Raw genomic sequence first — 20293 nt, forward strand, 5'->3', positions numbered from 1 at the left:
GAAGTGGTCAGACGGTGCGCAGCAGCCGGGCGGCGAACCAGTCGATCGTCTGCTCGGCGGCGGGGCCCTCCTCGGGCCGGTTGAGGTGCCCGTGCCGGACACCTTGGGCCATGTGGGTCTCGACGTCGACGCCGGCTTCGCGCAGCGCCGCGGCGTAGGCCTCGGCGGAGACCCGCAGCTCGTCCACCTCGCCGGTGACGATCGTCGTCGGCGGGTGGCCGGTGAGCTCTGCGACGGTGGCGGTGCCGGGCACCGCGCCCACCGGTGCGTGGTCGACGGCGCCGCCGAGGTAGTTCTCGTACATGCGTCGCACCGGTTCCGCACCGAACCTGTCGGCCTCCGGGTCGGCGTCGAGCAGGGCGCGCAGCTCTGCCGGGGTGGGCGGCTGCACGGCGTGCAGGGTGGGGTAGGCGAGGATCAGCTGGGCAGGCTGGTGGCCCGCCTCGTTCCCGCCACCATCGTGCCCTGATCGGCGCAGCCGGGTCAGCGCGACGCCGGCAGCCAGGTTCCCACCGGCGCTGGCCCCACCGAGGCTCACCTGGTCGGGGGCCGCACCGAGGTCGGCGGCACGTGTGCGGGTCCAGTCGAAGGCGGCGGCGAGCTCCTCGCCGGGCACGGGGTAGTGCACACCGGCCTCAGGGCCAGCCTGAGCCAGGTCTCCGGCGTCGAGCTCATGGAGGGCCGGCGCCAGCCGATAGCCCACCGAGACCACCGGGATGCCGCGGGCGGCCAGGGAACGGGCGACCCAGTCGGCCTCGGCCATCTCCAGGTCACCGTAGGCGAACCCGCCTCCGTGTGCCCAGACCAGCGCGGGCCCGGGGCGCGCCGACGCAGCATCCTGCCCGCGGTAGAGACGCACCGGCAGCGGTCCGTGCGGGCCCTCCAGCACGTGGTCCTGCGTCCCGACGGCGTCGAGCTCGGCGACGACGGTCCGGTGCATCAGGCTCCCCAGCCCACCTGGGTGCCGCCCACGCGCTCGGCCTCGATCGTCTCCTGATGGCCGGATTCGGCGTAGGCCCGCATCGGGTTCGCCGGCAGGCCGCGGGCCTCGCGCCAGGCGGCGAGGTCGGCACGGACGTCGGTGTAGAAGGCGTCCATGAAGATCTCATGGGCACCGAGCACGTCGCCCTCCTGCTGCGCGGTCTCGAGGGACGCGCGATCGACCAGCAGTGCGCGGGCGGTCATCTCCTGGACGTTGAGCACGCTGCGGATCTGACCGGGGATCTTCTTCTCCACGTTGTGGCACTGGTCGAGCATGAACGCCACCTCGGAGTCCGGACCGTAGCCGCCGCCGCGGATGACCTCGAAGAGGATCCGGAAGAGCTGGAAGGGGTCGGCCGCGCCGACGATGAGATCGTCATCGGCGTAGAAGCGGGAGTTGAAGTCGAAGGAGCCGAGCTTCCCCAGGCGCAGGAGCTGGGCGACGATGAACTCGATGTTGGTGCCCGGCGCATGGTGGCCGGTGTCCAGGCAGACGCTGGCGTTCTCCCCCAGTGCCTGCACATGGGCCAGCGCGGTGCCCCAGTCCGGGACATCGGTGTGGTAGAACGCCGGCTCGAAGAACTTGTACTCCAGCACCAGGCGCTGGTCGCCGCTGAGCTGGGCGTAGATGGTCTGCAGGGAGTCCGCCAGGCGGTCCTGGCGGCCGCGGATGTCGGCCTGACCGGGGTAGTTGGAGCCGTCGGCCAGCCAGATCTTCAGGTCACGGGAACCCGTGGCACCCATGACCTCGACGCACTGCAGGTGGTGGTCGATGGCCTTCTGCCGGATTCTCGGATCATGGTGGGTCAGACCGCCGAACTTGTAGTCGTCGTCCTGGAAGGTGTTGGAGTTGATGGTCCCCAGCTCCACGCCCAGATCATTCGCGTAGGCGCGCAGGGCGGCGAAGTCCTCGACGAGGTCCCAGGGGATGTGCAGGGCGACCTTCGGCGCCAGACCGGTGAAGCGGTGCACGGCAGCAGCGTCGGCGATCTTCTCCTCCACTGTGCGAGGGGTGCCGGGAGTGCCGAACACCTTGAAGCGGGTGCCGGAGTTGCCGTAGGCCCAGGAGGGCACCTCGATCGCCTGGTGCTCCAGCTGCGGAGCGATCTCTGCGAAGGTCGTCATGATCCTCAGTCCTGCTCGTAGTAAATCGTTTCAATCTCTCAGGCATCGTATGACGATGCTCACAGACGTGTCAACTGCCCGTCCGCCCCGCGTTCATCCCCGCACGATCACCTCGGCCATACCGGATCCGGCATCACCGAGGCGGCCCGGCAGCGCAGCGGGCAACATGACTAGGCCTTCGGCAGGCGCACCACGTCCAACCGGCTGCTCTGCGGGTACTCCTCGTAGGGCAGATCACGGTTCTCCGGCAGACTCTCCCAGCGGAGGACATGGTCCCCGTGGACCGCCTCCTTGCCGCGGCCCCTCTGGAGATTGACCTGCAGCCCGGGGAAGTCTCCGCGCACCTCGGCGAGGCCGCCGGCCCAGGGCGGCGCGGGGATCTCCGCCAGCGGCCGCAGATCCCGATCCATCATGATGGAGCGCTGCTCGCCGAAGACACGGAGGTCGGCCCGCACACGACCGCCGGGCTGCACTCGCGAGCCGAGCAGCTGCACCTCGAAGATCAGCGTCCCCCGGCCGCCGAAATCCCAGCGGCGCTGCCAGTCGGTGAGCTGACGGACCTCCCAGGGACCCGTCGAGTCCCCGGCGGACTCCGCACGGGCGGGTCGGGCGACCCAGATCTGGGAGAAGCCGTCGTCGTCGTATTTGTGAAAGGTCACGTGGACCTGGCCCTCGGCGTCGAAGCCGAGCCGCGCGTTGCCGTTCAGCAGACCCGCTCGCGCCGGGACGGGGTCCACCACGTGACCGGCTCCGTAGGTGAACGGAGCCTCCAGCGGACGGCCATGGGCATCGGTCCAGGTGAGCAGGTCCTCGCTGCGCGCATAGGAGAGCAGGGAGTTCGTGGCGGCGTCGGGGGTCTCGCGCCACATCCAGAGCAGATGGAATGCCCCATCGGGTCCCAGCTCGGGCCCCTGGAAGTAGGCGCTCCAGGGGCCCTCGCCGTCCAGGGCCGAGCCATCGAAGAGCGGCGCGTCCACGAGCCGCCGCCAGCTCCGGGAGGGTTCGTCGTAGACGTCGACGTAGGTGACGCCGTCGCCGGAGCCGCCGTCGCGATGACTAAAGGCCAGCCGCCCGTCCTGAAGCGTGAGGAACTCCGGATAGGTCACGGACTGCTCGGTGGCGGAGTCCACGAGGTGGTCATGCCTCGTGAGAGTGGTGACGTCGCCGGGCACCTGCGTGCGGAAGTAGACCATGGGGTCGTTGTGCATGTTGCCGGAGACATGCAGGTGGCCGCCGCGATCCAGGCCCAGGGAGATGTGGTTGTGGGAGTCCCAGCCGAGGGTCTCGTCGAGGACCTGATGCGTCCAGGCGGAGTGCTCGGCCCCCGAGACGCCCAGGGTCCGGTGGGCCACGGCGAGCCGCCGCTCGGCGTTCCACCAGCCCACGTATTGGTCCGCCCCCTCGGTCAGCAGGTCGAACCCGACGTGCATCCCGGCCCACGCGTGGCCGACCGGCACGCTCTCAGCAGCCTCCATCCGCCTCTTCATCCGCCTCTCCATCCGCCTCTCCTGCCGCATCGCCGCGCCCTACCGCGCTCGCTCCGCCAGCACCGTGGCGTTCTGCGGCCCACCGGCCTTCTCCTGATGGATGACCTGCGGCATCCGTGACACCCAGAACCAGCCGATGAGCCCGGCGGTGAGCAGCACCCCGGCGATGCAGTAGAAGAACAGCGTGACGCTCTGCTCGATGATCAGCGGCGTCACCAGCGCCGCACCTGCGGCCACCGCACGGGTGAAGGCGATGGCGACGCCCTGGGCGGCGCTGCGGTATTCGGTCGGGAAGATCTCCTGGGACCAGATCTTGAACATCGGCTCCCCCGAGGGCTGCTGGGCGAACCAGAAGAGCGCGGCCATCAGGAAGACCGTCGCCGTGCTCACGCCCAGCATCCCCGGCAGCACCCAGGCCGCCACGGCCAGGACAGTGCCGAGGAGGAACAGCGGCATGCGCAGCGGCGTGTCGCTGAACCGCATGACCAGGAAGGTGCCGCCGAGACCGATCACGACGGCGATGACGTTCAGCAGCGAGGCGGTGGAGACTGTGGCACCTCCGACGTCGGTGAAGAGATAGATGGCGTACTGTCCGTTGGAGTTCGCGGCGATGTTCTGGATGCCGTAGAACAGCGAGACCCCGATCAGCGCCCACAGGTACGTGGGCCCGAAGAGCACCTTCAGGCTCGCCTTGTCGATGGAGCCGGTGCGGACGGCCTCCCTCTTCTGCTGCCACATCTCCGACTCAGGCAGGCGCCAGCGCAGGATGAGCACGACGACGGCGACGACGAGCAGGTGCGCATACATCAGCCGCGCCCCGTCGGCCCCCATGTCGCCGACGAAGATCCCGATCACGTTGACGATGGGGATCACGATCATCCACAGCGCGTGGGAGAGCGTGACGAACTTGCCCTCCTCGCCATCGGGCGCGGACTCGGCGATCATCGCCAGGGCCGGCGGCAGATCCGCCCCCGAGGAGAAGCCGAGCAGCAGGATGCCGACGTACAGCCAACCCGCGTCGGGGGCGAAGACCATGATGCCCGCGGCGAGGATGTAGAGGAACAGCGTCAGGGTGAAGACCCGCCGTCGGCCGAAGCGGTCGGCGAGCGGGCCGCCGATCAGGGCTCCGACGGCGATCATCGCGGTCAGCAGAGCTGAGAGCTGGCCGTACTGGAACTCAGCGAAGCCGAACTCTTCGCGATACAGCACCAGAGCAGTCCCGGTGGTGACGATGGCACCGGCGTCCATATAGGAGGCCATGCCGGCCACACCGGCCGTCCACCAGGCTCGACGACGCTGGGCGGGGTTGAGTGAGTCAGACATCGGCTGCCCCTTCTGCAGGGAGGTCGGAGAGGCACGTGATCAGCCCTCATGACGGGGATCACGTGATCGAACACACTCAGGGTAGGAGAGATTGAATCGATTCACAAGGAGTCCGGGTCGGCTTTGTCTCCGCAGGCATCACGCGATGCCTAGACAGTACGGCCGACCTCGCATTTCTGCCTTGTGGTGAAACAAACCGCCGGATACTGTGTCTCGCACCTGGCCCCTCTGCTTCGCACCAGCCTGAGGGGCACCCCAGGCTCCGCCACCAGACCGGCACCCCGTGAACGCGAGAACAGGGCTCGCAGTCAGGGATCACCCGAGTGGCGAGCCCACCCGCTCCCCATGATGAGGACCCCATGACACGCACATCCCGCCCGCATCGCACGCTCCACCTGACCGCCGCACTGGGCGTCAGCGCGGCCCTGACGCTCTCCGCCTGCGGATCGCCCGACGAGGGATCCCTCCGCTTCGCCTGGTGGGGCAGCACCGAGCGCAACCAGCTCACCCAGGAGGCCCTCGAGGTCTTCGAGTCCGAGACCGGACACAGCGTCTCCGGGGAGTCATCCGACACCGCCGGGCACTTCGACCGCCTGGCCACAGCTGTCGCAGGCGGCGACGCACCCGACGTCTTCACCCTCGGCGGCGCCTACCCGGGAGAGTATGCCGACCGCGGCGCCCTGCTGGACCTGGACACCGTCAGCGACCATCTCGACCTGGGTACGCTCGACGAGAGCGCGCTGGAGAACGGGCAGATCGACGGCACCCAGTACGCCCTCTCCACGGGAAGCAACGCGCTGGCGGTCATCGTCAACCCCGCGCTCCTCGAAGAGGCCGGCGCTGAGAGGCCGGACCCGCAGACCTGGACCTGGGAGGACTTCGAGGAGATCGCCGAGCAGGTGGCCGAGAACACCGACGCCTACGGGGCGGACGGCTTCGACCACGACACGGTGGAGGTCTTCGCACGCCAGCACGGCGAACCCCTCTACACCGAGGAGGGTCAGGTCGGAGTCACCCAGGACGCCCTCGAGGACATGCTGACCCGCATGCAGGACATGGTCGACACCGGCGCCGCACCGCCGGCCAGTGTCATCACCGAGCAGGAGGGCGCCGCGCCCGAGGAGACCCTGCTGGCCACCGGGCAGGTCGCGATGACGATCGACTGGAGCAACTTCCTCTCCACCTTCTCGCAGTCCGTGGGCGAGGAGCTCGAGCTGTGGCCGCTGCCCGGCGAGGCGGAGACCCCCGGCGTGTGGCAGCAGTCCTCGCAGTTCTACGCGATCTCCGCCGACACCGAGGACTCGGAGGCCGCCGCCGAGCTGATCGACTTCCTGGTGAACTCCCCTGACGCGGTGGAGATCATGGGCCTGGAGCTTGGAGTGCCGGACAACCCGGAGATGCGCGAGATCCTCAGCGGCTCACTCGACGAGGACCAGCAGGCCGAGGTGGACTACATCGAGGAGGTCGCCGAGCGCGAGACGGCGCAGCGGTGGATCGGCCCGGCCGGGTCCACCGCGATCGAGGACATCACTCCGCGGATCATCGATCTGCTGCTGCACCAGGGCGCGACCCCGTCGGACGCCGCCGAGCAGTGGCTGGACGAGGCTCGCGCCGCCGTCGGGGAGTGAGCACAGGCACCGACGACGACGGCGGCGGCGTCAGCCGGCGCCGCCGTCGTCGTCCATGGCGAGCTGGTCCTCCAGGTGGAAGACCTCCTTAAGCTCCAGGAAGCCGGTGTCCGGACGGGCGCCTTCGAGGTCGACGAAGAACTCCCCCATCTCGGCCTGCCACCGGGCGTTGACCTCTTCGGCCTCCATGGCCGCCTGCGCCTCCTCGAGGGACTCGACCTCGACATAGCCGATGAGCAGGCCGTCCTCGCGCAGGAACAGTGAGTAGTTGTGCCAGCCGGAGCGCTTGAGCGCACGGAGCATGTCCGGCCAGACGGCGGCATGACGCTCCGTATACTCCTCAATCCGGTCCGGCCTGACCTGCAGCTGGAAGCAGACGCGACGCATGGGTCCTCCTCAGGTGGTTCTCACGTGATGTGAATCGTTTCACTTCTGAGGCGGAAACTCCAGAGAAAGTTCGAGTGGCCACACATGACGGCACCTGCTCTCGGGATACGGCGTGTCACCGGTCGCATGACGTCATATGTGGCCACTCGATCTCAAGGACGAGGCCTCAGGCTTTCTCCGCCACGAGCTCGAGCAGCGTGCGGTTGAAGGCCTCGAGGTCATTCGGAGTCCGCGAGGTGACGAGGCCGCCGTCGACGACGACCTCCTCGTCCACCCACTCGGCACCGGCATTGGTCAGGTCGGTGCGCAGCGCCGCGTAGCTGGTCATCCTGCGGCCGGAGACCTGGCCGATCTCGGTGAGGATCCAGGGGCCGTGGCAGATCGCCGCGACCGGCTTGGACGCCTCGAAGAAGGAGGCCGTGAACTGCTGGGCCTTCTCGTCGATGCGCAGTGCATCGGCATTCAGAGTGCCGCCGGGCAGCACCAGGGCATCGAAGTCGGCCGCGCTGACGGTGCCGAGCTGATGGTCGACGTCGAAGTGGTCGGCATGCTCCCAGTCCCCCTTCATGGCCTGCAGGGAGCTCTCCTTCGGAGAGACGATCTTCGGGGTGCCACCGGCCTGACGGATCGCGGCGATCGGCTCGGTGAGCTCGGGGAGCTCCACGCCGTCGGTCACCAGCAGGGCGATGGTCTTGCCGTCGATCGAGATGTCCGTGCGTGCAGCGGACTCAGTGTGGTGAGTCATCGGTGAACTCCTCTCATCGGGGTCTGCCTCCGCACTGTGTGTCGGCGCAGGAAGGAATCAGCGGATTCATCCGTGCAGAACACGCACACCCGGAGCACTGTTCCCGGAACCGAGAACTCCGAGGCAGATGATCCCCTCCTGTGCCGGTCGGCGCTGCCCTATGAGGCCCGGCACCTCAGGACTTGAGCCTCAGCCCAGGATGTCTTCACGCCGGTCCCGCAGATAGGGGTTCTTCCGGCGCGACTCCGCCAACACCGACGCGCTGATCCGGCCGATCAGCAGCTCCTCCCCTGAGCCGGCCGAGACGACCGGGGCTCCGTCGGGTCCGGCGATCAGGCTCAGCCCGTTGTACCGGAACTCCGCATCTGCACCGGTGTAGTTCGCGTAGGCCACGTACATCTGGTTCTCCAGGGCACGGGCGGGCACCAGCAGCCGGGAGACCACCTCGAAGCCAACCATGTTCGCCGTGGGCACCACCAGCAGGTCCGCTCCAGCCAGCGCTAGCCGGCGCGCGATCTCAGGGAACTCCACGTCGTAGCAGATCGCCAGTCCGATCGCCCAGCCGTGCCAGTCCACTACGGCCCTCGCCGCCACTTCCGACGTCGGCCCAGCCGAGCCCAGCTCGGCCCGGTCGAACTGCTGCGCATCGACGTCGCCGAAGAGGTGCAGCTTCCGCCAGCGGAGCAGCTCGCGGCCACTCTCATCGATGAACGCCGCGCTGTTGAACACCTCATCACCGTCCCGCTCCGGGAATCCGTGACAGATCGCCACACCATGTCTCCGCGCAATCTCCGCCATCCGCGCCAGCGCCGACCCACCCGGGGCCTCCGCGAGCGCCTCCACCGCCTTCCGGCCGATCGCGTAGCCGGTCAGGTGCATCTCCGGCAGCAGAAGCAGGTCGGCCCCGACGTCCGCCGCCTCGGCGGCGAGCCGGTCAGTGCGTGTCAGCGCAGCAGCGACGACGTCACCGGGTGCGTCGAGACCCTGCAGGGACGCATCAATCGGGGGCACCTGCGCCAGCGCCACTGTCAGCGTCTCCGCCGGATGCTCCGGCGGCACCGCATTCCGCTCCGACATCTCAGCCCCTCACTCCGCCAGCCGCACGGGCCGCAGCTGGTCGTAGACGTCCCCGGGCCCGGGGTTCTCCGCCGGACTGGCTCCGCCGAAGTGGGTCATGATCCCCCAGACGGCGTTGAGCGCGGTCTGCACGGCCCCCTCCGCCCAGGCCGGGGTGAAGGAGATGTCGTCCCCGGCCAGGAACATCCCCCGCTCGTGCTCGGGAAGGTCCCGCTGGTGGAAGTGCGAGTACATGCGCTCGTTGTAGCGGTAGTGCCCGGGCAGGGCGCCCTTGAAGGCCCCGAGGAAGTACGGGTCCGACTCCCAGGAGACGGTGATCGGATCCCCGATCACCCGGGAACGGATGTCGACGTCGGGATAGATGCGGCCCAACGCGTCCAGGGCGAGGTCCACCCGGCGCTGGACGGGATGCGGGAGCATCTTCAGCGCGTCGCTCATCCAGGAGTAGCTCAGGCAGATCACTCCAGGCTGGTCGGGGCCGTCGTCGAAGAGGTAGGTGCCGCGGGTGAGTCGGTCGGTCAGCGTCATGCTCATCGCCTCCCGCCCGGTGGCCGGGTCGACGTCGCGCCAGAAGGGGCGGTCCACCATGACGAAGGTCTTGGCCGACTGCATGTACCGGGCGCGGTCCAGCGCCATCCACAGCTCCTGGGAGAGCAGCTCCTCCTCCACCTCCACCTGGGTGGTGAGCAGCCAGGACTGACACGTCGCCAGCACCGCGTCATACCGCCGCTCCTCGCCCGAGGAGTCGACGACGGCGAACCGCCCGTCCGCGGCACGGGAGACCCTGGTCACCGCCCCGCGGGGGGCGCCGTCGTGCAGGTCCGCCAGCGAGGTGCCGGCCGGCCAGTGCGCCGCGTCATCCACCGGCCGGGTCCAGATCCCACGGGGCACCTGCTCGACACCGCCACGGATGAGGTGCTGATCCTCGTCGAACTCGCAGACGGCGACCCGCAGGATCTCCAGCATCGTGTTGGGGAAGTCGGAATCCCAGCCGCCGGTGCCGAAGCCCACCTGGCCGAAGACCTCCCGGTGCCGGAAGGACAGCCGGGAGAACTCCTCACTGGAGGCGATGAACTCGTAGAAGCTGTGGTCGTCCCAGGCGGGCACCAGCTCGTCCCAGATCTTTTTGACCGCGGTGGAGTCGCGACGGCGCATGGCCTCCTGCAGCGCGTTGAGGTGCAGCACGGAATCCAGGGCACCGTCCCAGGCCTCGGCGATCTCCTGGAACAGCGCCGGGAGGTCCTCCAGGGCCCGGGCGTACCAGGACTCTCCGCCGAGCTCGATGACAGTGCTGCCGGCGGCCTCGGTCAGGGGATTGGGGAAAGGGGCGGACTTCAGCCCGAGCAGGTCCACGTAGTGGAAGAACGCGGCCGAGGAGCGGGGGAACCGCATCCCGCCCAGCTCGGCGATCACCTGAGAGTCCTCCTGCCCGGGGACGCGGAACGGCTCCGAGCGCAGCCGTCCCCCGAGCCGTTCGGCCTCATGGACCACCGGACGCAGCCCCAGGCGCATCAGCTCATAGGCGGCCACCAGTCCGGCGATGCCGCCGCCGATGATCGCGACCTCTCGCCCGTGAGCAGAGGGCGGCACGCTGCCCAGCCCTGAGGAGTGCTCCAGCCACCGGTCGTAGGGGAAGGGAAAGTCAGGCCCGAAGGCCGTCAACCGGTGCGGCGTCTGCGTCATCGCATCCTCTCTGGTCAGTCGACGTGATGCTAGCAACACTGCATGCATCACACCATGCCGAGGGGGCATCCGTCGTCGCCTTCGGCCGCAACGGGCTCGTCATGGGTATCCTGTCCCCATGGCAATGGCTCAAGTGCGGGACGTCGCGGCGCATGCCGGTGTCTCGCCGGCCACGGTGTCCAACGCCCTGAACCACCCGGAGAAGGTCTCCTCGGCCACCCGCGAACGTGTGCTGAGCGCCATCGACGAGCTGGGCTACGTGCGCAACGACGCCGCGCGGCAGCTGCGTCAGCAGCAGAACCGCGCAGTGGGGATGATCGTCCTCGACGTCGCCAACCCGTTCTTCGCCGACGTCGCCTCCGGCGCGGAGAAGGGCCTGGTCGAGATGAAGCGCCCCCTGCTGCTGGGCAACTCCAGCCAGGACGGCGAGCGCGAGCTGGCCCATCTGCGGCTCTTCGAAGAGCAGCGCGTCTCCGGGCTGCTTATCTCTCCGGTGGGTGATGTCCTGCCCCGGCTCCGGCGGATCAAGGAGCGCGGGACAGCAGTGGTGATCGTGGACCGCAAGTCCGGGGCCGACGAGTTCTCCTCGGTCTCCACCGATGACCGCCTCGGCGGCCGCCTCGCCGCCGAGCACCTGATCACCCAGGGGCGCCGCCGCATCGCGGTGATCGGCGGCCCGCTGAACATCCGGCAGGTGGCCCACCGCTACGCGGGCGCCGAAGCGGCGGCCAAAGAGCACGACGGCGTCAGCGTCAAGATGTACGACACCGGCGCCATGGACGTGGAGTCCGGACGCCAGGCGACCCAGGGGCTGCTGGCGCTGCCCGCCGCCGAACGCCCGGACGCGATCTTCGCGACCAACGACTTGGTGGCCCTGGGGGTGCTGCAGGAGCTGGCGCGCGCCGCGGTGAAGGTGCCTGAGGACATCGCCCTGATCGGCTACGACGACATCCAGTTCGCCGCGTCGGCGACCGTGCCGATCAGCTCGGTGCGGCAGCCGGCGGCGGAGATGGGCCAGCGGGCGGCCGAGCTGCTCGTCGCAGCGATCGAGGACCCAGAGGCCCCGGTGCAGCACCCGGTGTTCACCCCCACCCTGGTGCCCCGCCAGTCCACCGTCGGAGCCTGAGGCTTTCCGACCTCCGACGGCGTCAGCCGAGGATGCCGGCGATGTAGCCGATGAAGATCAGCAGGAGCACCGCCACGAGCACCGCCACGATCGCGATGACGGGCTTCGACCTGGGCGGCCTCCGCGGCGCGGATTCGGGCTGCGTGTCAGCGGTGCTCCCGGAATCGGGCGGCGTCTCACCGGGCGGCACTCCTCCGCCGGGTTCGAGACCTGTGGCATCCTCAGGCTGCGGGCCAGGGTCACCCTGGGGCGACGTCGATCGTGAGGTCACGGTCGATCCTCCATCCTGATCGGGCGGCCCCACGGGACTCTCCGAGGGCTCGGCTGTCCCCATCCAGCCTACGCGGCGGCGCCCTGGCACGTCACGGAATCTGCGCCTGCGCTGCGCATCACACGATGCCGAACCAACAGTAGTCATACAAGTCTCGCACTTATACGATCACTGTCATGGCCTACTCCCCTGACGCGATCCGGCACATCCGCCTCTCCACCGCCACCCTCCCGCTGCCCACCCCCATCTCCGACGCCAAGGTCTTCACCGGCCGGCAGAAGCCGATGACCGAGGTCGTCTTCCTCTTCGCCGAGATCACCACCGCGCAGGGCCACCAGGGCGTGGGGTTCTCCTACTCCAAGCGCGCCGGCGGTCCCGCCCAGTACGCACACGCCAAGGAGGTCGCTGAGAACGTCATCGGCGAGGACCCCCATGACATCGCCAAGCTCTACGACAAGCTTCTCTGGGCCGGCGCCTCCGTGGGGCGCTCCGGAGTCGCCACCCAGGCGCTGGCGGCGATCGACATCGCCCTCTACGACCTCAAGGCCAGGCGCGCCGACCTCCCGCTGGCCAAGCTCCTCGGCGCCCACCGGGACTCAGTGCGCACCTACAACACCTCCGGGGGCTTCCTCCACGCCACCGTCGAGGAGATCACCGCACGGGCCGACCAGTCACGGGCGGAGGGCATCGGCGGCATCAAGATCAAGGTCGGGCTGCCTGATACGGCGGAGGACCTGCGCCGGGTCACCGCGGTCCGCGAGCACCTCGGCCCCGAGGTGCCGCTGATGGTGGACGCCAACCAGCAGTGGGACCGCGCCACCGCGCTGCGCATGGGCCGCCGGTTCGAGGAGTTCGACCTCATCTGGATCGAGGAGCCCCTGGACGCCTACGACGCCGAGGGCCACGCCGCCCTGACCACCGCCCTGGACACCCCCATCGCCACCGGGGAGATGCTCGCCTCGGTGACCGAGCACCAGCGGCTCATCGACGCGCGCTCCTGCGACATCATCCAGCCCGACGCCCCGCGCGTGGGGGGCATCACCCAGTTCCTGCGGCTCTCCGCCCTGGCCCATCACGCCGGACTCGGCCTGGCTCCGCACTTCGCGATGGAGATCCATCTGCACCTGGCCGCGGCGTACCCGACCGAGCCCTGGGTGGAGCACTTCGACTGGCTGGACCCGCTCTTCGAGGAGCGCCTGGAGATCCGCGAGGGCCGCATGCTGGTGCCGGACCGTCCCGGGCTGGGCATCACGCTCACCGAGCAGGCCCGATCATGGACCACCGAATCCGTGGAGTTCGGCACCCGCTGAGCCGCTCATCCGCCGTCGTCAGGCAGAATCTGGACATGAGCATCAACCGCACCACCGCACTGACCGAGCATCTGCGTCGACGCATCCTCGACGGCGAGATCGCCGTGGGCGAGAAGCTGCCCTCCGAGGCGCAGCTGATCACGGAGCACAAGGTCAGCCGCACTGTGGTGCGCGAGGCACTGGGCCGCCTGCAGATCGCCGGGCTCATCCGGACGCGCCGCGGAGCAGGCAGCTTCGCCCTGACTCCGCCGGCCGAGCACCGTCATGACGCCCCGCCGCCGCCCCACACTCCCGAGGAGCGCGCCACGCTGATCGAGTATCGGATGGCGCTGGAGTGCGAGGCCGCGGCCCTGGCCGCCCGGCGGCGCAGTCCCGCCCAGCTGGAGAACCTCCGGGCCGCACTCGAGGCCTTCGCCCGGGGCGCCGACCACCCCGCCACGGCAGTGGAGCAGGACTTCATGTTCCACCGCGAGATCGCCGCCGCCTCGGGGAACCCGCACCTGCTCTCCGCCGTCGAGCAGCTGGGCCCGTCGATGATCGCCATGCCGCGTCCTCGACTGGAGACCACCCACGACGACGCCTCCCTCCCGCAGGCCGAGCACCAGGCGGTGCTCGACGCCGTCGCCGAGAGTGACCCGACCGCCGCCTCGGCGGCGATGCGCAGCCACCTCTCAGCCTCGCGGCGCCGGGTGCTCGCGGACTGAGCACCATGCCATGCCCCTTGGGCATCACCGCCGCCCCACCTTGAACAGCTGTGACCTGCATGACACCATGATGCTCGGAAGGGATCACGCTTCCCCCAACCGATACTTGGAGTGCATGGTGTTCACGCTGGACCAGATACGCAGCTTCGTGGCGGTCGCGGAGGAGCTGCACTTCGGCCACGCCGCCGAGCGGCTCAACATGACCCAGCCGCCGCTGAGTCGCCAGATCCAGAAGCTGGAGAAGACCGTCGGGGTGCAGCTCATCGAGCGGGACAACCGCAAGGTCGCCCTGACCACCGCCGGCAAGGCCTTCCTGACGGATGCCCGCAAGCTGCTGATCGCCTCCGAGCAGGCCCCGCTGACCGCCCGGCGCATCGCCCGCGGCCAGGCTGGGGTGCTCCGCATCGGATTCACCGCAGCCTCCGGGTTCTCCGTGCTCGGCAGCCTGCTCGCCACGCTGGCCGAGCAGCTGCCCGACGTCGACATCGACCTGCGTGAGCAGGTCACCCGCGAACAGGTCGACTCCCTGGCCAACGGCGAGCTCGACCTCGGCCTCGCCCGCCCGCCCATCGATCATGAGCACTTCGAGTCCCGGCTCCTGCAGTCCGAGGCGCTGCAGCTGGCGGTCCCGGAGGACCATCCGCTGGCCGCGCTGAACCGTCCGGTCTCCGGAGAGGACCTCCAGGACGTCCCGCTGATCATGTACTCCCCCACCAAGGCGAGGTACTTCTACGACCTGGCCATCCGCAACGTGCCCATCCAGCACGGCAACGTGGTCCACACGGTCAGCCAGATCCTCACCATGGTCTCGCTGGTGGCCGCCGGCCGCGGCGTGGCCTTCGTCCCCGAGTCCGCCCAGCGGCTCGGGGTCGCCGGGGTGAAGCACCTGCAGCTGGCCGACCAGACCGACGACGTCCAGCTGCATGCGATCTGGCGCCGGGGCCAGCGCAACCCCGCCCTGCTGCGCCTGCTCTCCGCACTCGATCACCAGGAGTGAACCTGCCGAGCATGACTGGGCCACCTGTCATACCTGCACGACATAAACCCATACAAAAGCGGCCTTGGACGCCCACCCGAGGACGTTCCTACAGTGAGAGACAAGGCTCGCTCGCGGGGTCCACCGCGCCTGAGCAGTCATTCCCGGCGGCCCGCGCTCGGCCCCAGCCTCACCATCGGAAGGTCCCCCGTGTCCCAGCACCCAGTCCAGCAGTTCACACCCCAGGAACTCGCCGATCACCTCAAGGACGGCCTGCTCTCCTTCCCCGTCACGGCCTTCACCCCGGACCTCGCCGTCGACGAGGACCGCTACCGCGAGCACCTCACCTGGCAGGCTCGTCAGGGCGTAGCCGGGCTGTTCGCCGCCGGCGGCACCGGTGAGGGGTTCAGCCTCTCCCCCGAGGAGAACGCGCGAGTCTCGCGGATGGCCGTGGAGGAGGCCGGTGCACACGTGCCGGTGCTCGGCTCCGCCGGCGGCTCCACGGCCCAGGCCGTGGAGAACGCCCGCGCCGCCGAGGCCGCCGGGTGCCAGGGTCTGCTGCTGCTGCCGCCTTACCTCACCGAATGCGACCAGCAGGGCCTGCAGGCTCACGTCGACGCCGTCTGCGCCGCCACGACCATCGGGGTGATCGTCTACAACCGGGCCAACGCCGTCTACGGCCCCGAGACCGTGGCCCGGCTCTCCGAGAAGCACGAGAACTTCATCGGGTTCAAGGACGCCACCGGAGACATCGAGGCCGTCACCCGGGTCGTCGCCACCAACGGCGACCGGCTCTTCTACCTGGGCGGGCTGCCCACTGCGGAGACCTTCGCCCTGCCGATGCTGCAGCTGGGGATGAGCACCTATTCCTCAGCCATGTACAACTTCGTCCCGGAGTTCGCCCTGGAGTTCTATGCGGACGTGCGCCGGCAGGACCGCTCCGCCGTCACCGAGAAGCTCACCCGATTCGTGCTGCCCTACCTGGACATCCGCGACCGGGTGAAGGGTTACGGCGTCTCCATCGTCAAGGGCGGGCTCAAGGCCGTCGGACGCGACGCCGGCCCGGTGCGACCACCGCTGCAGGACCTCGCCGAGCAGGATCTGCAGGACCTCACCGACCTCATCGATGCCGCAGGGATCCGCCCGCAAAGCCCCTCCCCGGCACTGTCCGCCGTCTGAGACCATCACTGACAGACCCGCACAGCACCATCCGCCCCGCACCGACCAGGAGCTGAGCATGACCACACAGACCACCGCATCCACCCTCACCGGACAGTCCCTCATCGCCGGACGCCCGGTGACCGGCACCGACCGCACCGTGCACGGCTTCGACCCGTCCACCGACGAACCCCTGGAGCCGGGATACCCGCTCATCGACGAGGCGCAGCTGGCCCAGGCCACCAGCGCGGCAGCCGAGGCGTACCAGAGCTTCTCCCAGCTGGAGCCGGAGACCCACGCGGCCTTCCTGGAGAAGATCGCCTCCAGCATCGACGCCCTCGGCCCGGAGATCACCGCCCGGGCCATGGCCGAGACAGGCCTGCCCGAGGCCCGCCTGGTGGGTGAGCGCGGCCGCACCGTCAACCAGCTGCGCCTCTTCGCCGCCGTCGTGCGTCAGGGTGACTTCCGCGGTGCGCGTCTGGACACCCCGAACCCGGACCGCACCCCACTGCCGAAGCCTGATCTGCGCCAGCGCAGGATCCCGCTGGGGCCGGTGGCGGTCTTCGGCGCCTCCAACTTCCCGCTGGCCTTCTCCACCGCCGGCGGCGACACCGCCTCCGCACTGGCCGCCGGCTGCCCGGTGGTCTTCAAGGCCCACAACGCCCACCCGGGCACCTCGGAGCTGGTGGGCCGCGCCATCACCGAGGCCGTGGCCGCCTTCGACCTGCACCCCGGTGTGTTCTCGCTGATCTACGGCGCCGGCGCCTCCATCGGACAGTCGCTGGCCTCCGACCCCGCCATCCAGGCCGTGGGCTTCACCGGCTCGCGGGCCGCCGGGGTCTCCCTCATGAAGGCCGCCGCGACGCGCGAGGTGCCGATCCCGGTCTACGCGGAGATGAGCTCCATCAACCCGGTGTTCTTCTTCGACGGCGCCCTCAGCGGCGACGCCGAGGACCTGCGCGGACGGGCCCAGGCCTATCTGACCTCCGTGACCGGCTCCTCGGGGCAGCTCTGCACCGCCCCCGGCCTGGTGTTCGTGCCCACCGGTGAGGCCGGTGACGCCTTCCTGGCCGCCGTCGGCGAGGCCGCCGGCGACTTCGGCGGGCAGACCATGCTGACGAAGTCCATCGCCGAGTCCTGGAACGCCGGGGTGGAGCAGCTGGGCGGCCAGGCCGGCGTCGAACTGGTGGGCCGCGGCTCCCAGGGTGCCGGCGAGAACGCCCCCGCCCCAGTGGTGTTCAGCGCCTCCACCGCGCAGTTCCTGGACAACCCGGTGCTGCACGAGGAGGTCTTCGGCGCGGCCTCTCTGGTGGTGCGCTACGACGGCGTCGAGGACCTGGTGGCGGCGGCCTCGGCGCTCGAGGGCCAGCTGACCGCGACCCTGCACATCACCGAGGCCGACTACGAAACCGCCCGGGCCCTGGTCCCGGTACTGGAGCAGCGAGTCGGGCGCATCCTCGCCAACGGGTGGCCCACCGGCGTCGAGGTCGGCCACGCGATGGTCCACGGCGGCCCGTTCCCCGCCACCTCAGACTCCCGGACCACCAGCGTCGGCACCCTGGCGATCGAACGCTTCCTGCGCCCGGTGGCCTACCAGAACCTCCCTGAGGAGCTGCTGCCCGCCCCCGTGCAGGCCGCCAACCCGTGGGGGCTGAACCGCCGCATCGACGGCAACATCCAGCTCGACGGCTGAGGCTCGCCACAGCCGTCTACACGCAGAAGCGCCGGGCCGGTCCGAAGAGGGACCGACCCGGCGCTTCTGCGTGTTCGGCAGAGCTGGGCTCAGCGGATCAGAAGCTCTCCTGGCCCTGCGGGTTCAGCTCTTGCAGATCCGTCCGGGCGTCGCCGTCGATCGAGTCGTCCAGCTGGAACGTGTCGAAGCCGATGGACAGGTCGGAGGAGTACACGAAACCGTTGTAGTAGTACGAGGACCACGTGCCGCCGTCGCTGATGCCCTCACCACGATCGAACCAGGCGACCTCCTCCGGGTTCGCGGAATCGGTGAAGTCGAAGACCGAGATGCCGCCCTGATACCAGGACTGCACCATCAGGTCTCGACCCTGGACCGGGATCAGCGACCCATTGTGGGCCACACAGTTCTCGTTCTCAGAGTTGATGCGCGGGATCTTGTAGTAGGACGCGAACTCCAGCTCGCCGTCGACGATGTCGTAGATGGCGTTGGCGCCGAGGGTCTCTCCGAACTCCTCGGTGCAGGTGGCCCAGCCGCCTCCTCCGAGCTCGTCGGTGAAGACGACCTTGCTGGCGTCGTTGTTGAACGTCGCTGAGTGCCAGAACGCGAAGTTCTCGACGTCGCGCACCTGACTGATGACCTCAGGGTTCTCCCGGTCCGAGATGTCCATGAGGATGCCGTCGCCCATGCAGGCACCGGCGGCCAGGTCATGCTCGATATAGGTCGTGATGTCGTGGCAGCCGCTGGTCTCGGTGTAGCCGCCGCGGTCGTCACCCTCATAGCCGCCGTCGGGGAAGAGCACCGGCTCGGAGGTCACCTTGGCGGCGTGCGGGGCGTTGACGGGGATCTTGACCACGGAGATCAGGTCATGCGGCGGCTGACAGTTCGCCAGCGCCGGGTTCGGCGAGTAGGACGAGACATAGACGTAGAGGACGTTGCCGTGCATCGCCGGCGCCAGGGAGTTGGTGTGCGAGCCGCACTTCGTCTCCACGGCCTTGACATACTCCGGCTCAGCAGGGTCGCTGATGTCGAAGACCCGCAGACCCTCCCAGTAGTCCTGCGTGTCTCCGGTGCGATCGGCGCCGCAGGTGTCATCCTCCATGCGCGCGTCCACCGAGAGGATCAGGATGTCCTTGTAGACGGAGACGTCGTTCTGCGGGCCCGGGCAGTGGACCTGCACCAGCTGCTCGGGGTTCGCCGGGTCAGCGAGGTCGTAGACGGTGAACCCGTCGTAGTTGCCCACATAGGCGTAGTCGCCCTGGAAGGCGATGTCGGAGCCGGTGGACTGCAGCGGACCGTTCTTCGGGACGTTGCTCAGGTGCTCCATATTGTGGCTGGCCACCTCGCCCGGCCCCACATCGGGCTCTCCGGAGGCGCTCTGCTCGCCGTCGAGCTCCTGGCCCTCCAGCTCGCTGAGCCGCTCAACCATCGCGTCCTCGTCGAACGCCTCCTCGCCGACCTCCTCCTCGCTGAAGAACTCCTCGTGAGCGACGTCCTCCGGGGTGAAGGACCGCTCCTCGGGACTCGCCGCAGAGATCGGGGCGGTCAGAGTCATGACAGTGCCTGCGAGCAGGAGCGACATGGCCACTCCTGCGGCGGATCTCGCCTTGCTTCGGGTGATTTCTTGAAGACGCACGGGCGTCCACACCTCCTCGGTTGGATACCTGTAGTATTGCGAATCACATGACTCAGGTCTAGAGATTCTGAATATGTGGTTCGTATGAGCAAGCACCGACCGAGAGGCTCCTTCGTGAGATCCTTCACCGTCGTTCGAGCAGGTCAGCAGGCCCCAGCCCTCTACCCGGTGTCATATCTGAGGCGATCGACGAGTCTGATCGCCGCCGGCTTGGCGGGTCTGATGGCCGTCTCCGCCTGCTCCCCGGACGCCCAGGATCCGGAGGATTCCCCCACGCCGTCCTCGGCGGTGCTGATGCCGGAGAATCCCGGTGACGAGGCCGAACGAGTGGAGCCTGAGGACTACGACGGTGCACAGGGCGTCACGGATGAGTGGAATGACCTGGACGCCGAGTACATGACCATGATGATCGCCCATCACGCCCAGGCCATGGAGATGACGGGCCTGGTCCCGGACCGGGCGGACTCCGAGCAGCTGAAGACCTTCGCCGAGCGAATGCACCTGGCCCAGAAGGGCGAGATCGGCTATATGGCGGACTGGCTGGAGGAGCGCGAACTCCCTGTGCCGCAGGAGGCCCGAGACGTGGCCGAGGGCAGGACCCCGTCCCACGAGGACCACGGGCACGGACACGACCACGCCATGATGTCCGGCATGCTCAGCACGGAGGAGATGACCGCGCTGCGGCAGTCCGAGGGCGAGGAGTTCGACATGCTCTTCCTGGAGGGCATGATCACTCACCATGAAGGCGCGCTGGAGATGAGCGAGGGCGTGCAGGCCGAGGGCTACGACCTGGCCGTCCAGGAGCTGGCCGGCCACGTGCACTCCGACCAGACCGCGGAGATCTCACGGCTGGGGCAGCTGCTGGACGAACTCTGAAGCTAGAGCCGATAGTCGGACGTCAGCTCGATCAGCGGAGCAGAGAGATAGATCTCCACAATCTCTTCTGAGAGCAACCATGGCTGCAGCCCATGGAGACCCTGGCTCGC

The 20293-nt window shown here is 68.9% G+C and carries 18 protein-coding genes; 8 read left to right on the forward strand and 10 right to left on the reverse strand.

The features are described from left to right. Positions 1-7: 7 nt before the first annotated feature. The 4 genes from ODE13_RS06365 to ODE13_RS06380 all read right to left on the reverse strand — a co-directional run bounded on the left by ODE13_RS06365 (position 8) and on the right by ODE13_RS06380 (position 4916). Complete coding sequence (locus ODE13_RS06365) at positions 8-940, reverse strand: alpha/beta hydrolase (RefSeq protein WP_322478507.1); 933 nt, start codon at positions 938-940, stop codon at positions 8-10. Beyond that, positions 940-2106 carry an L-rhamnose isomerase gene (gene rhaI / locus ODE13_RS06370; protein WP_322478508.1) on the reverse strand — a complete coding sequence of 389 codons (1167 nt, stop codon included), beginning with the start codon at positions 2104-2106 and terminating at the stop codon, positions 940-942. The genes ODE13_RS06365 and rhaI overlap by 1 nt, the downstream gene beginning before the upstream one ends. A 170-nt stretch (positions 2107-2276) precedes the next feature. Further along, a complete protein-coding gene (locus ODE13_RS06375; RefSeq protein WP_322478509.1) occupies positions 2277-3593 on the reverse strand; it encodes a BNR repeat-containing protein in 1317 nt (438 codons plus the stop codon). Positions 3594-3632: 39 nt separating this feature from the next. Next, positions 3633-4916, reverse strand: coding sequence for an MFS transporter (locus ODE13_RS06380; protein WP_322478510.1), 1284 nt, complete (start codon positions 4914-4916; stop codon positions 3633-3635). A gap of 359 nt (positions 4917-5275) precedes the next feature. On the opposite strand from ODE13_RS06380, the gene ODE13_RS06385 reads away from it, so the two are divergent. Then, complete coding sequence (locus tag ODE13_RS06385) at positions 5276-6544, forward strand: sugar ABC transporter substrate-binding protein (protein ID WP_322478511.1); 1269 nt, start codon at positions 5276-5278, stop codon at positions 6542-6544. A gap of 30 nt (positions 6545-6574) precedes the next feature. On the opposite strand, the gene ODE13_RS06390 is transcribed toward ODE13_RS06385, so the two are convergent. From ODE13_RS06390 to ODE13_RS06405, 4 genes are all read right to left on the reverse strand, one after another. Further along, positions 6575-6931 (reverse strand): L-rhamnose mutarotase, encoded by a 357-nt coding sequence (locus ODE13_RS06390; RefSeq protein WP_322478512.1) that lies wholly within the window; start codon positions 6929-6931, stop codon positions 6575-6577. A 166-nt stretch (positions 6932-7097) separates the two neighbouring features. Continuing rightward, positions 7098-7676, reverse strand: a complete 579-nt coding sequence (locus ODE13_RS06395; RefSeq protein WP_322478513.1) for a type 1 glutamine amidotransferase domain-containing protein — start codon at positions 7674-7676, stop codon at positions 7098-7100. Positions 7677-7865: 189 nt separating this feature from the next. Beyond that, a complete protein-coding gene (locus tag ODE13_RS06400; protein ID WP_322478514.1) occupies positions 7866-8753 on the reverse strand; it encodes a carbon-nitrogen hydrolase family protein in 888 nt (295 codons plus the stop codon). Between the two features lie 9 nt (positions 8754-8762). Then, entirely contained in the window at positions 8763-10436 is a 1674-nt protein-coding gene (locus ODE13_RS06405; protein WP_322478515.1) for an NAD(P)/FAD-dependent oxidoreductase, read from the reverse strand. A gap of 118 nt (positions 10437-10554) precedes the next feature. On the opposite strand from ODE13_RS06405, the gene ODE13_RS06410 reads away from it, so the two are divergent. Beyond that, positions 10555-11562 (forward strand): LacI family DNA-binding transcriptional regulator, encoded by a 1008-nt coding sequence (locus ODE13_RS06410; RefSeq protein ID WP_322478516.1) that lies wholly within the window; start codon positions 10555-10557, stop codon positions 11560-11562. 22 nt (positions 11563-11584) lie between these two features. On the opposite strand, the gene ODE13_RS06415 is transcribed toward ODE13_RS06410, so the two are convergent. Then, entirely contained in the window at positions 11585-11833 is a 249-nt protein-coding gene (locus tag ODE13_RS06415) for a DUF6480 family protein (RefSeq protein WP_322478517.1), read from the reverse strand. Between the two features lie 176 nt (positions 11834-12009). Between ODE13_RS06415 and ODE13_RS06420 the strand changes: the two genes are divergently transcribed. The 5 genes from ODE13_RS06420 to ODE13_RS06440 all read left to right on the forward strand — a co-directional run bounded on the left by ODE13_RS06420 (position 12010) and on the right by ODE13_RS06440 (position 17674). Beyond that, a complete protein-coding gene (locus tag ODE13_RS06420) occupies positions 12010-13143 on the forward strand; it encodes an L-talarate/galactarate dehydratase (RefSeq protein ID WP_322478518.1) in 1134 nt (377 codons plus the stop codon). A gap of 35 nt (positions 13144-13178) precedes the next feature. Next, entirely contained in the window at positions 13179-13847 is a 669-nt protein-coding gene (locus tag ODE13_RS06425) for a FadR/GntR family transcriptional regulator (protein ID WP_322478519.1), read from the forward strand. 118 nt (positions 13848-13965) lie between these two features. Next, positions 13966-14844: a LysR substrate-binding domain-containing protein gene (locus tag ODE13_RS06430; RefSeq protein ID WP_179543049.1), complete on the forward strand. Its 879-nt coding sequence runs from the start codon at positions 13966-13968 to the stop codon at positions 14842-14844. A 189-nt stretch (positions 14845-15033) separates the two neighbouring features. Continuing rightward, entirely contained in the window at positions 15034-16002 is a 969-nt protein-coding gene (locus ODE13_RS06435; protein WP_322478520.1) for a 5-dehydro-4-deoxyglucarate dehydratase, read from the forward strand. Positions 16003-16060: 58 nt separating this feature from the next. Beyond that, positions 16061-17674, forward strand: a complete 1614-nt coding sequence (locus tag ODE13_RS06440; RefSeq protein ID WP_322478521.1) for an aldehyde dehydrogenase (NADP(+)) — start codon at positions 16061-16063, stop codon at positions 17672-17674. Between the two features lie 97 nt (positions 17675-17771). Here the strand turns inward: ODE13_RS06440 and ODE13_RS06445 are convergent, their stop codons facing one another. Beyond that, a complete protein-coding gene (locus tag ODE13_RS06445) occupies positions 17772-19253 on the reverse strand; it encodes a hypothetical protein (RefSeq protein WP_322478522.1) in 1482 nt (493 codons plus the stop codon). A 138-nt stretch (positions 19254-19391) separates the two neighbouring features. Between ODE13_RS06445 and ODE13_RS06450 the strand changes: the two genes are divergently transcribed. Beyond that, entirely contained in the window at positions 19392-20183 is a 792-nt protein-coding gene (locus ODE13_RS06450) for a DUF305 domain-containing protein (protein WP_322478523.1), read from the forward strand. Positions 20184-20293 lie beyond the last annotated feature (110 nt).

Source organism: Nesterenkonia sp. HG001 (genome assembly GCF_034438835.1).
GTDB lineage: Bacteria > Actinomycetota > Actinomycetes > Actinomycetales > Micrococcaceae > Nesterenkonia > Nesterenkonia xinjiangensis.

Excerpts from the sequence above, each read along its gene's own strand:
- ODE13_RS06410 (WP_322478516.1), top strand. The coding sequence starts at position 10,555 with ATGGCAATGGCTCAAGTGCGGGACGTCGCGGCGCATGCCGGTGTCTCG.
- ODE13_RS06380 (WP_322478510.1), bottom strand. The coding sequence starts at position 4,916 with ATGTCTGACTCACTCAACCCCGCCCAGCGTCGTCGAGCCTGGTGGACG.
- ODE13_RS06450 (WP_322478523.1), top strand. The coding sequence starts at position 19,392 with ATGAGCAAGCACCGACCGAGAGGCTCCTTCGTGAGATCCTTCACCGTC.
- rhaI (WP_322478508.1), bottom strand. The coding sequence starts at position 2,106 with ATGACGACCTTCGCAGAGATCGCTCCGCAGCTGGAGCACCAGGCGATC.
- ODE13_RS06365 (WP_322478507.1), bottom strand. The coding sequence starts at position 940 with ATGCACCGGACCGTCGTCGCCGAGCTCGACGCCGTCGGGACGCAGGAC.
- ODE13_RS06405 (WP_322478515.1), bottom strand. The coding sequence starts at position 10,436 with ATGACGCAGACGCCGCACCGGTTGACGGCCTTCGGGCCTGACTTTCCC.
- ODE13_RS06390 (WP_322478512.1), bottom strand. The coding sequence starts at position 6,931 with ATGCGTCGCGTCTGCTTCCAGCTGCAGGTCAGGCCGGACCGGATTGAG.
- ODE13_RS06375 (WP_322478509.1), bottom strand. The coding sequence starts at position 3,593 with ATGAAGAGGCGGATGGAGGCTGCTGAGAGCGTGCCGGTCGGCCACGCG.
- ODE13_RS06420 (WP_322478518.1), top strand. The coding sequence starts at position 12,010 with ATGGCCTACTCCCCTGACGCGATCCGGCACATCCGCCTCTCCACCGCC.
- ODE13_RS06425 (WP_322478519.1), top strand. The coding sequence starts at position 13,179 with ATGAGCATCAACCGCACCACCGCACTGACCGAGCATCTGCGTCGACGC.
- ODE13_RS06440 (WP_322478521.1), top strand. The coding sequence starts at position 16,061 with ATGACCACACAGACCACCGCATCCACCCTCACCGGACAGTCCCTCATC.
- ODE13_RS06385 (WP_322478511.1), top strand. The coding sequence starts at position 5,276 with ATGACACGCACATCCCGCCCGCATCGCACGCTCCACCTGACCGCCGCA.
- ODE13_RS06400 (WP_322478514.1), bottom strand. The coding sequence starts at position 8,753 with ATGTCGGAGCGGAATGCGGTGCCGCCGGAGCATCCGGCGGAGACGCTG.
- ODE13_RS06395 (WP_322478513.1), bottom strand. The coding sequence starts at position 7,676 with ATGACTCACCACACTGAGTCCGCTGCACGCACGGACATCTCGATCGAC.
- ODE13_RS06445 (WP_322478522.1), bottom strand. The coding sequence starts at position 19,253 with ATGTCGCTCCTGCTCGCAGGCACTGTCATGACTCTGACCGCCCCGATC.